Raw genomic sequence first — 9,650 nt, forward strand, 5'->3', positions numbered from 1 at the left:
CATCGCCGCCCGTTGCGCTTTAATGGACCCGTGCATTTCAACCAAGGAGCATCATGTCCACGCCCAAGAACTTCCTGCTCTACGACGGTGACTGCCCCTTCTGCTCGAACTACGTGCGGATGCTGCAATTGCAAAAAGCGGTAGGCCCGATCGAGCTGCTCAATATGCGCGACCACCCCGATCTGGCCGTGGCCTACAAGGCGCAAGGGTATGACCTGAACCAAGGCATGCTGCTGCATCTGGACGGCCAGGATTATTGGGGCGCCGACTGCATCAACCGGCTGGCGCTGCTCAGCACCGGCAACGACTTCTTCAATAGCGTGAACGCCGCCGTCTTCCGCAACCGCTGCCTGTCGACCGCGCTGTACCCCTTCATGCGCACCGGCCGTAGCCTGGCGCTGACCTTGCTGGGCAAGAAGAAAATGCAGATGTAAGCAAGACGCAGAGCACCGGGCGTGGCGCTGGCGCAATCAGGCCGGCGTATCGCTCCGGGTCTCTTGGTCACCCGCCACACCCACGCCCACCCCCACCACGCGTGTCAGGAAGGCGTCCAACGCCGGATTGTCGTGCTGCGCGTGCCACGCCAGATACATGTCGGCGTACAGATTGCGCTGACCAATCGGCCGGAATTCCACGCCTTCAAAGCGCAGTTCACGCGCCGAATCCGGCACGATGCCCACGCCTAGCCCCGCGCGCACCAGCGCCAGCAGCGTATGGGTTTGCCCCGCCCGCTGTACGTAGTCGGGCTGCACATCCGCCAGGCCGAACGCCCCCACGATGCGGTCATAAAAGTACTTCCCTTCACGCGGCGAATACAGCACGAAGGGTTGGCCCTGCAACAGGCGCAGCGGCACGGTCTCGTGTTCGCATAGGGGCGATCCGGCGGGCAGCGCCAGCACCAGGGGCTCGCGTTCAATCAAGCGGGATTCGATACCGGCCTGCTGCGGCACGCTGCGCGCAAGAATGGCGTCCAGCTCGCGGGCAACCAGCAAGCGGTCAAGATCGGTGCTGACCGTTTCGCGCAGCTGAATTTCAACGCCCGCCAAGAGCTTGCGCGCCTGCATGATCATCGACGGCATCAAGCGGTACGACGCCACGGCGGTAAAGCCCAGCGTGATGTGGCCGGCCTCGCCGCCTGAGGTGCGCCGCGCGGTGGCGGCCGCGCGCGCGGAAAATTCCAGCAAGTGGCGCGCATCGCGCAGAAAGCGCCGGCCTGCGGCGCTTAGCAGCACTTGGCGGCTATTGCGTTCGAACAGCGTCACGCCCAGATCCTGTTCCAGTAACTGGATCTGGCGCGATAGCGGCGGCTGCGTCATGCAGAGCCGTTCAGCCGCACGGCCAAAGTGCAGCTCTTCGGCAACCGCAATGAAACACTCAAGCTGACGGAACTCCATCGATTCAATCCTTGAATTGATCAATGCTATTTATAGCTCGAACGGCTATCCATCGAAAGCCGTTTCTATACTCCGAAAAAACGGCCAGACCCCGTCGCCCAGCAATCGCCAAGCCTTCGCGCAAGCGGACACCTGGCAAGCGGCTGCCGGCCCGCAGAACCCAAAGGAGCATCACCGCAGCACGCAGTTTTTTCACGGCGTAAGCCGCTTGCCAACGCAAATTCACCCCAAAAAAAGAGAAGAGACATGGAGACAACCCCCATCGCCCGCCCTCGCGTCCGGCTCATCGCCGCGGCGCTGGCCCTGGCCGCCACCGCCGCGTTGCCCTGGAGCGCCAACGCCGCCGGCTACCCGGAGCGGCCGATCAATCTGATCGTGCCGTTTTCGCCAGGCGGCGGCACCGATATTTCGGCGCGCCTGTTGGCGGCCGCGCTGGGCGACAAGCTGGCGTCGTCGGTGGTGGTAGACAACCGGCCGGGCGCAGGCGGGCAGATCGCCGCCGACCTGGTCGCGCGTTCGCAGGCCGATGGCTACACGCTGCTGTTCGCCAATTCGGGCATGCTGGCGATCAACCCGTGGATCTACAAGCTGCATTCCGACCCGGCCACCGCGTTCGCGCCGGTGTCGCTGTTCTCGGACTTGCCGTTCGTGCTGGTCGTGCCCACCAACCTGCCCGCCAAGAACGTGGCGGACTTGGTCAAGCTGGCCAAAGCCGAACCGGGCAAGCACACGTTCGCCAGTTCCGGCACGGGCGGCGCGCCGCACTTGTCGGGTGAAATTTTCCAGCAGGCGACCGGCGTGGATTTGATGCACGTGCCCTACAAGGGCGGCGGCCCGGCCATGACCGACCTGATGGCCGGACGCGTCGACATGCTGTTTGCCTCGGTGCTGGAAACGATGCCTTACGTCACCGGCGGCAAGCTGCGTGCGCTGGCCGTCACGGGTGCCACCCGTTCGCCCGCCATGCCGGACGTGCCGACCATCGACGAAGCCGGCGTGAAGAACGCGCAATCGGGTTCGTGGACGGCCGTGCTGGCGCCCGCTGGCACGCCGCCTGCCGTCATTGAAAAGCTGTCGCAAGCCATCCGCGACATCACCGCCGACCCCGCCATGAAAACCAAGCTGGAATCACAAGGCGCCGTGGCGCACGGCTCGACTCCGCAGCAGTTGCAAGAGCTGGCTGCGAGCGAACGCGCGCGCTACGGGCAGATCATCAAGACTCGCAATATCCAAACCAATTGATCCCCGGCGGCCCGGTTTTGGGCCGTTGAACTAAACCTCTTTGGCCCGATTTCGGACCTTCGAACTGAACCTCATTGGCCCGGTTTCGGGCCGTCGAACTCATCCTTATTGGCCCGATTTCCAGGCCATCTCACCGCCCCTTCCAAATAAGCCGTATCCATGACAGATTCCCTGCCCTCCTCCGCCGCCCACCTGCTGATGGTCGGCCCCTTGTTGCCTGATCTGGTGGCGGACCTTGAGTCGCGCTACCACGTGCATCGCCTATGGGAAGCCGCCGACGCCAGCGTGCTGCTGCGCGAACACGGCGCGTCCATACGCGGCATCGCCACCAGCGGCCGCTTTGGCGCCACGCGCGAATTGATCGCCGCCCTGCCGGCGCTGGAAGGCATTTTCAGTTTTGGCGTGGGCTACGACACCATCGACCTGGCCGCCGCCCGCGAACGCGGCGTGGTCGTCACGAACACCCCGGGCGTGCTGGACGCCTGCGTGGCCGACACGGCGCTGGCATTGATGCTGGCCGCGCCGCGCCGCATCGCTGAAGCCGACCGATTCGTGCGCGCCGGCCGCTGGCCCAACGATGGTTTTCCGCTGGGCACGCGCATGAGCGGCAAGCGCTGCGGCATTGTCGGCCTGGGCAATATTGGCTTGCAGATCGCGCGCCGCGCCGCCGCGTTCGATATGGAAATCCTGTACACAAACCGCAAGCCGCGCGCTGACGCCCCCGCGGAATATCGCTACGTGCCGGACATCGAAACGCTGGCCGCGGAGTGCGACTTTCTGGTGCTGGCCGTGCCGGGCGGCGCCGCCACGCGCCACATGGTGAACGCGCGCGTGCTGGACGCGCTGGGCCCGAAGGGCTGGCTGATCAATATTGCGCGCGGCACCGTCGTCGACGAAGCCGCGCTGGTCAGCGCCTTGCAGGGCAAGCGTATCGCCGGTGCGGGCCTGGACGTGTTCGAACACGAACCCGCCACCCCGGATGCGTTCAACGCGATGGACAACGTGGTGCTGCTGCCGCACATCGCCAGCGGCACGCACGAAACCCGCCGCGCCATGGCCGACCTGATGGTGGCCAACCTGGACGGCTGGTTCCGGGAAGAGAAAGTGCTGACGCGCGTCGTTTAGACCCTGCGCGTCAAGCCGGCGGCGCCTGTCGAACAGGCAGAGCGCGCCGGCTGGGCTATTCGCTGACCCATTTCAAATCCGGCGACGGCGCGCCTTCTTGTTGAAAGTACAAGATGGCCGCCGCGGCCAGCTCGCGGCTCACGCACTGATATTGCTGATAGCTGCCTGACTGGCCACCCACCACCACATTCTCGTCATGATCTTCCGAGCGCGACGGATCAATCAGCGTATAGATGCGCGCGTCGTCGTCCAGCGTGATCGACACCACGAATGTGCCCGCGCCGCCTCCCACCGCCAAGACGGTTTCGTCTTCGGTCACAAACGCGATGGAACTGAACTCTGCGCCGTCCAATTGATCCAGCGCGGCAAGCGCTTCTGCGTCCGACGGATCGGCGCTTTCCCGGACGGCGGCCCGGTCGCCCTGGCGCCGTTCTTCAATGAGTTTTTTTATTTTCATGATCGTAAATGCCCCTGGTGATGCGCGCCGGGTCTCCCGCTTGGGCCGGCGTCTGATTGGCGCCGCGTCCTGAAAATCAGCACGGCGGCGTTCGCCAGTCTACCGGCTAACCGCCGCACGCGGGGTCCGACCCTTTGCGGCCTGTTGCAATTGACCGCTGGAAGCCCCGCCACGCCAGGCGTAACGTGAATGCACGGCATATGCCGCGTCACCTTGAGAGGGTCGCACCATGACGTCCCCGACTTCCCGCACGACGCATCCGCAAACGGCGCCCGCCGCCGACACGCCCCCGCACGCCGACAAGGATCGCGCGCGCGCCGAGCATCTGCAAGAAGAGGCGCGCCGCAAGGCAATGGCTACCGCGCAGCATAAAGAAAGCCCGCGCAACCTGTCCGCGCCCCGCTACCACGGCGGCCACCGGGGCGGTTAGCCGTCCGGCAGCACCCCGCGCCTAGCGCCGTCGCGCCAGGCGCGCCATCAGAACTTGACCGAGCACCGGATGCCCGACGGGATCGTGTTGCCCTCGTTCGGCACGCGCAACAGCACGGTGAACGTGCCGCTGGCCGCATCCATCACGCGGTCGATGCGCCACACCTTGCCTTGCAGCGGCTTGTCGCTGATGGCGGCATTGACCGTGACCTGCGCGGCCGCATCCGCCTTGATCTGGCCATACAAGCCTTCCGGCACCACCACCTTGACCAGCAAGGGATTGATCTGCGCCAGCTTGACGATCTTGTTGTCGTTGACGCGGTCGCCCGGCCCGGCATAGCGCTCGGCAACCACACCATCAAACGGGCTCTTGATGCTGCGCTCGGCCAGAATCGCCTGTTGCAGCGCCACTTGCAGCTGCGCCTGACGGCTGCGCGAGGTCATCTCGTCGTAGTCGCCTGCGGGCAGTAGTTGGCGTTTAAACAGGTCGGCGTTGCGGTCCACGACGCGGCCCAGGTAGGCGGCTTCGGCGCGGCGTAAGCCCAACGTGGCTTCATCGACGCTGGTGTTCAGTTCGGCCACGACTTGGCCTTTCTTCACCACGTCGCCACGCTGCACCAGCACATTGCTCAGCACACCGGCCGACGCACTGCCCAGCTCTGACACCTGAAAGGGTTCGATCAGGCAGGCCATCGGCGTTTGCAGGGTGTCGCCCTGCGAGGACAAGGCGGGTTCCGCCAGCACCGGCAGCCGCGCATCGGGCGGCAAGCCCTGCGCGGCGGCGCTGGCGATCAGGCCGCTGAATAGACCAAAGCAAAAGAAGCGTAGGCGATGTGTCATAGGGTTGTGGAGATCAATCCCCCTGCCCGGAAAAGGACAAGGAGTTTTCAAGTTCTTCATCCGCGGCCACCATATGGCGGCGCTCGCGGGCCAGTTTCTTTTCCGTGCGGGCCTGGGCGTAGCGCAGCCAGCGGGCCGCCACGCCATGCCCGCCCATTGAACGCAGCAATTGCGCAGGTTTGGCCCACGCCTTGCCCGCCACGCTATCCAGCACCGCGTCTTCCCAAGACAGAATGGCTTCGACGTGGCCGGGGTCGCCCTGGCGGCCGCAGCGGCCTTCCAATTGGCGGTCAATGCGCGCCGACTCGTGCCGTTCGGTCAGAATCACATGCAGCCCGCCCGCCTCGCGCGCGGCGTCGGACAGCGGAATGTCGGTGCCGCGCCCGGCCATATTGGTGGCGATCATGATGCTGCCCATCTGGCCGGCCTGCGCAATCATGTCGGCCTCGTCCGCGTCCTGCTTGGCGTTCAGCACCACCGCAGGCAGACCGGCTTCGCGCAACACTTGCGCCACCTGTTCCGACGCCGCCACCGAACGCGTGCCGATCAGCACCGGCACGCCTTGCGCATGCAGGACGCGGGTGCGGTCGCGCACGGCGGCCCACTTGTCGTTCAAGGTGGCGTACACCGCATCGGGCGCATGACGGCGGCGTGAGCGGCGATGCGTGGGAATGCGCACCACGGGCAGGTCATACACACGGCCTAGCTCAGCGCGAATTTCCGCCGCCGTACCCGTCATGCCAGACAAGAGCAGATAGTGTTTGAAGAAGCGCTGGTAGCTGATGCTCTTTAACGTGGAACGCGGTTCGCTCAGCGCCAGCCCTTCCTTGTGCTCCAGCATCTGGTGCAAGCCCTGGCCCCACGAGCGGTCCGGCATGACGCGCCCGGTGAACTCGTCCACGACCATGATTTTCTCGTCGCGAATGATGTATTGCTCGTCCAGCCGGTACATGTGCAGCACCGTCAACGCGCTTAGCACCAGCTCTTCGCGGCGAAACGGAATGCTCCAGGGCGCGGGCAAGGCGGCGCATTCGGCGCGCAGATGTTCGCGGCCCAGCTCCGTCAGCGTCACCCGGCGTTCGCCGCGCAGCAGCCGGTAATGCGCGGGGTCCATCGCGCCGGCCAGCGCCATGGCCTGGCGCGTCACGTCGGTGGTGTCGTCTTCCTGCACGCCTGAAATAATCAGCGGCGTGCGCGCTTCATCCACCAGCACGCTGTCGGCCTCGTCCACAATGGCAAAGCACAGGCCGCGCAGGTACAGCTGACTCAGCCGCCCCTGTTCGCCCCGCAGCCGTTCCAGCCGCAAGGCGTCTTCGTCCTTGCCGCCGTCCAGCACAATCAGGTCACGCAGGTAGTCAAACACCAGCGTCTTGTTCGAGCAATACACCACGTCCGCCTGATACGCCTGGCGGCGCGTGGGGATGTCCATCTCCATGCTGACCCAGGCCACCGACAGGCCCAGCGCTTCGTAGATGGGGCTCATGATCTGCGCATCGCGCTCAACCAGGTAGTCGTTGGTGGTGATCACATGCACGGGCAGCCCCGCCATGGCGACCGTGGCGGCGGGCAGCGTGGCGGTCAGCGTCTTGCCTTCGCCCGTGTTCATTTCGGCGACCATGCCTTGCAGCATGGCCCAGCCGCCCATCAGCTGCACATCAAAATGCGCCTTGCCCACCGTCAACCGGCCCGCCTGCCGGATCAGCGCAAACGCGCGTGCGGCGCTCGCGGGGGTGATGCCGTTGCAGCGCAGGTCATAGGCAATTTCGTCCGCACGCTGGCGCACGCCGGCCAGGTCAATGTCGCCCAGCGCCTGGGTTTCGCGGTGCACGCGGGCCACGATGCGGCGGGTGCGCGATAGCGGCTGGCGGCGCTTTCTGCCCAGCCAGCGCAAGGCGGCCGTGCCCCAGGCTTCGAGCTTGTTCGGATGCCGCTCGCTCTCCTTTTCAGGATAGAGCGGGTCCGGGTTCAGGGTGGCGAAGGCGTGCATGTCAGGGCGCGCGCATCAAAAGCGGAACTGGCGCAAGACCATCTGCCGGACGGCGTCATACGCTTGCAGCGCGATGGGCCGGGGCTCGTGCGAGAACTTCACGTACACGCGCGCGCCCAAGTACGCGCGCGGCGCATCTTCGGGCAAGCGCAGGTCCATCACGAACAGGTTCTCGGCCGACTTCGCCCGCCCTTCCTGGGACTTGCGCGGGTCCACGCCAATGCTGCCGCCGCCCTGCAAGCTCAGCGCCAGGCTGGGCAGTTCATCGGTTGCCGCCGGCACTTCACGCGAAATCTGCGCGGTGAATTCCTGCCCGCTGTCCTGCACCAGCCGCACGCGCACATCCTTCAGCGACCGGTGAATGCGCTCCAGGCTCGACTGCGGCACCACCACGCGTACGGTTTCGGCATCGGTCAACACATAGCCCAGCAGTTCACCGCGCTGCACATAGCGGCCCGTCATGTCCTCGGGCTGCGCCGACACATAGCGGCCCGCGTGCGGGCTGCGCACCTGCTGCGCCTGCACCTGTTCCTGGATGGCGCGCCGTTCGGTCTGCAAGCTGGTCCATTGATGGCGCATGATGGCCGCCTGCACCTGGTTCTGCGCGTAGGCCTGCACATAGCGCGCCTGGTATTCATCCACCTGCGCGGCCAGCATGGCGTCGCGGCGGATGAGTTCATCGTTTTCCAGCGCCATCAATGGCGCGCCCAGCCCCACCGGCGCATCATCGGCCGCCTGCCGCGCGCGCACGAAGCCGGCCACCGGCGCCCGCACCTGCGCCGTGGGCGGCACCCACACCACGCCTTCGGTATCGGTGGACGACGGCATCGGCACCGCGCCCACCAGCCCGACGACGCCCGCGATGCACAGCGCGCAGATGGCATAGGAACGCAAGCGATGCGCCTGAATCTGCGGGTCGGCATAGAACTGCCGGCCCAGCCGCCACAGCGGCATCACGATCGTGTTGAACAGCGCCCACATGGCCAGCAGGACGCCAAAGAAGAAGAACTGCCCGGCCATGATGAAGATGGCCAGGAACATGATGAACATGCGGTAGCAGAACGACAGCAGCGCATAGCCCACGAACCAGGCGCGTTCGCCCGGCGTCGCGCGCGGGGCTTCCACGCCGCGCAGCCCCAGCGCGTAGCGCTTGAACAGATAGCCCAGATAGCCGTTGGCCCGCTGGCCCAGGTTGGGAATTTCGATGCCGTCGGACAGCACGTAATAGCCGTCATAGCGCAGCAGCGGGTTGCCGTTCATGAACAGCGTCGACACCCCGCACAGGATGATGACGGTATAGGCCAGCGAGCGGCCCAGCCCCGGCTCCAGCTGCGTCCACGCAATCATCGCAACCGCCGCCAGGAACAGTTCCACCAGAATGCCCGCGCCGCCCACCAGCATCCGCCAGCGCTTATCGGCAAAGGCGGATGCCGCCGACGCATCCACATACGGAATGGGCACCAGCAGCAGGAACATCAGGCCGATCTCATGCACCTCGCCCCCGCGCGCCTTCACCGCGCAGGCGTGGCCAAGCTCGTGAATGGCCTTCACCACCGGATACACCAGCGCCATGGCCAGCACATTGCCCGTGGAAAACACCTGATCCCAGATGTTGTGGGTCAGCGTCTGCCAATGCATGGCGCCCAGCGCCGTGCCAGCCGCCACCACCGCCAGCCACAGCAGCGCGCCCACCCACGTGAACAACCAGCGATACCAAGGCAGCGTGCGCGTCAGCCAGCGGTCGGGGTCCACCAGCGGCATCTTCAGCGCGCTGGGGTTGCCGATGTATTGCTTGATCTTCTGCATGCGCTGGCGCTTGCGGCGTTCGACCAGGTCGCGCACATCGGGCGCGCGGTCGGTCGTCAGCACGTCAGCGCGGTGCAGCTGCGCCATCAGCCGGATGACTTCATCTTGCGGCATGGCGTCATCGTCCAGCTGGCCGCAGGCAATCTCCCAGATCTCCTGCACCGTGCGGCGCCCGTCCATCAGGCTGATCAGCAGATTGGCTTCGGGCGTGTAACGATGGAATTCGCCATTGCTCTGGTCCTGCATCACGTACCAGACCTCGCCGCGATACACGTGGCGATGAATATGAATGTGCGAACGCAGCCGCGGGCGCAGCGTGCTGACCCGGTGCCAGGAATTGCTATAGAGCGCGGTACCAGACATCTTCTTA

General features: G+C 65.5%; 9 protein-coding genes. 4 read left to right on the plus strand and 5 right to left on the minus strand.

Translation table 11 applies throughout. From position 1 onward, the window contains the following. The first annotated feature begins 53 nt into the window (after positions 1-53). The gene (locus tag AC1DB0_RS02150; protein WP_054425492.1) at positions 54-434 is read left to right on the plus strand and encodes a DCC1-like thiol-disulfide oxidoreductase family protein; all 381 of its coding nucleotides are present in this window, start codon (positions 54-56) and stop codon (positions 432-434) included. A 36-nt stretch (positions 435-470) separates the two neighbouring features. On the opposite strand, the gene AC1DB0_RS02155 is transcribed toward AC1DB0_RS02150, so the two are convergent. Next, positions 471-1,394 (minus strand): LysR family transcriptional regulator, encoded by a 924-nt coding sequence (locus AC1DB0_RS02155; protein ID WP_175169173.1) that lies wholly within the window; start codon positions 1,392-1,394, stop codon positions 471-473. A 246-nt stretch (positions 1,395-1,640) separates the two neighbouring features. Between AC1DB0_RS02155 and AC1DB0_RS02160 the strand changes: the two genes are divergently transcribed. Further along, positions 1,641-2,636: a Bug family tripartite tricarboxylate transporter substrate binding protein gene (locus tag AC1DB0_RS02160; RefSeq protein WP_054425489.1), complete on the plus strand. Its 996-nt coding sequence runs from the start codon at positions 1,641-1,643 to the stop codon at positions 2,634-2,636. A 159-nt stretch (positions 2,637-2,795) separates the two neighbouring features. Beyond that, on the plus strand, positions 2,796-3,761 hold the full coding sequence (locus AC1DB0_RS02165) for a 2-hydroxyacid dehydrogenase (protein WP_175169174.1): 966 nt from the start codon (positions 2,796-2,798) through the stop codon (positions 3,759-3,761). A 55-nt stretch (positions 3,762-3,816) separates the two neighbouring features. On the opposite strand, the gene AC1DB0_RS02170 is transcribed toward AC1DB0_RS02165, so the two are convergent. Continuing rightward, a complete protein-coding gene (locus AC1DB0_RS02170; RefSeq protein WP_054425468.1) occupies positions 3,817-4,218 on the minus strand; it encodes a hypothetical protein in 402 nt (133 codons plus the stop codon). 229 nt (positions 4,219-4,447) lie between these two features. Between AC1DB0_RS02170 and AC1DB0_RS02175 the strand changes: the two genes are divergently transcribed. Next, positions 4,448-4,648, plus strand: coding sequence for a hypothetical protein (locus AC1DB0_RS02175; protein ID WP_054425465.1), 201 nt, complete (start codon positions 4,448-4,450; stop codon positions 4,646-4,648). A 47-nt stretch (positions 4,649-4,695) separates the two neighbouring features. On the opposite strand, the gene AC1DB0_RS02180 is transcribed toward AC1DB0_RS02175, so the two are convergent. From AC1DB0_RS02180 to AC1DB0_RS02190, 3 genes are read right to left on the minus strand one after another with little or no spacing between them, the layout of a single operon-like run. Next, positions 4,696-5,487: an efflux RND transporter periplasmic adaptor subunit gene (locus tag AC1DB0_RS02180; protein WP_441370888.1), complete on the minus strand. Its 792-nt coding sequence runs from the start codon at positions 5,485-5,487 to the stop codon at positions 4,696-4,698. 13 nt (positions 5,488-5,500) lie between these two features. Further along, the gene (locus AC1DB0_RS02185) at positions 5,501-7,474 is read right to left on the minus strand and encodes a preprotein translocase subunit SecA (RefSeq protein ID WP_054425462.1); all 1,974 of its coding nucleotides are present in this window, start codon (positions 7,472-7,474) and stop codon (positions 5,501-5,503) included. A gap of 15 nt (positions 7,475-7,489) precedes the next feature. Next, the gene (locus tag AC1DB0_RS02190) at positions 7,490-9,643 is read right to left on the minus strand and encodes an efflux RND transporter periplasmic adaptor subunit (RefSeq protein ID WP_476756689.1); all 2,154 of its coding nucleotides are present in this window, start codon (positions 9,641-9,643) and stop codon (positions 7,490-7,492) included. Between the last annotated feature and the right edge of the window lie 7 nt (positions 9,644-9,650).

Source organism: Achromobacter sp. 10T422, from assembly GCF_056394065.1.

What these genes read in the sequence shown, in the direction of transcription:
- AC1DB0_RS02150 (WP_054425492.1), top strand. Translation starts at nt 54, where the DNA reads ATGTCCACGCCCAAGAACTTCCTGCTCTACGACGGTGACTGCCCCTTC.
- AC1DB0_RS02155 (WP_175169173.1), bottom strand. Translation starts at nt 1,394, where the DNA reads ATGGAGTTCCGTCAGCTTGAGTGTTTCATTGCGGTTGCCGAAGAGCTG.
- AC1DB0_RS02160 (WP_054425489.1), top strand. Translation starts at nt 1,641, where the DNA reads ATGGAGACAACCCCCATCGCCCGCCCTCGCGTCCGGCTCATCGCCGCG.
- AC1DB0_RS02165 (WP_175169174.1), top strand. Translation starts at nt 2,796, where the DNA reads ATGACAGATTCCCTGCCCTCCTCCGCCGCCCACCTGCTGATGGTCGGC.
- AC1DB0_RS02170 (WP_054425468.1), bottom strand. Translation starts at nt 4,218, where the DNA reads ATGAAAATAAAAAAACTCATTGAAGAACGGCGCCAGGGCGACCGGGCC.
- AC1DB0_RS02175 (WP_054425465.1), top strand. Translation starts at nt 4,448, where the DNA reads ATGACGTCCCCGACTTCCCGCACGACGCATCCGCAAACGGCGCCCGCC.
- AC1DB0_RS02180 (WP_441370888.1), bottom strand. Translation starts at nt 5,487, where the DNA reads ATGACACATCGCCTACGCTTCTTTTGCTTTGGTCTATTCAGCGGCCTG.
- AC1DB0_RS02185 (WP_054425462.1), bottom strand. Translation starts at nt 7,474, where the DNA reads ATGCACGCCTTCGCCACCCTGAACCCGGACCCGCTCTATCCTGAAAAG.
- AC1DB0_RS02190 (WP_476756689.1), bottom strand. Translation starts at nt 9,643, where the DNA reads ATGTCTGGTACCGCGCTCTATAGCAATTCCTGGCACCGGGTCAGCACG.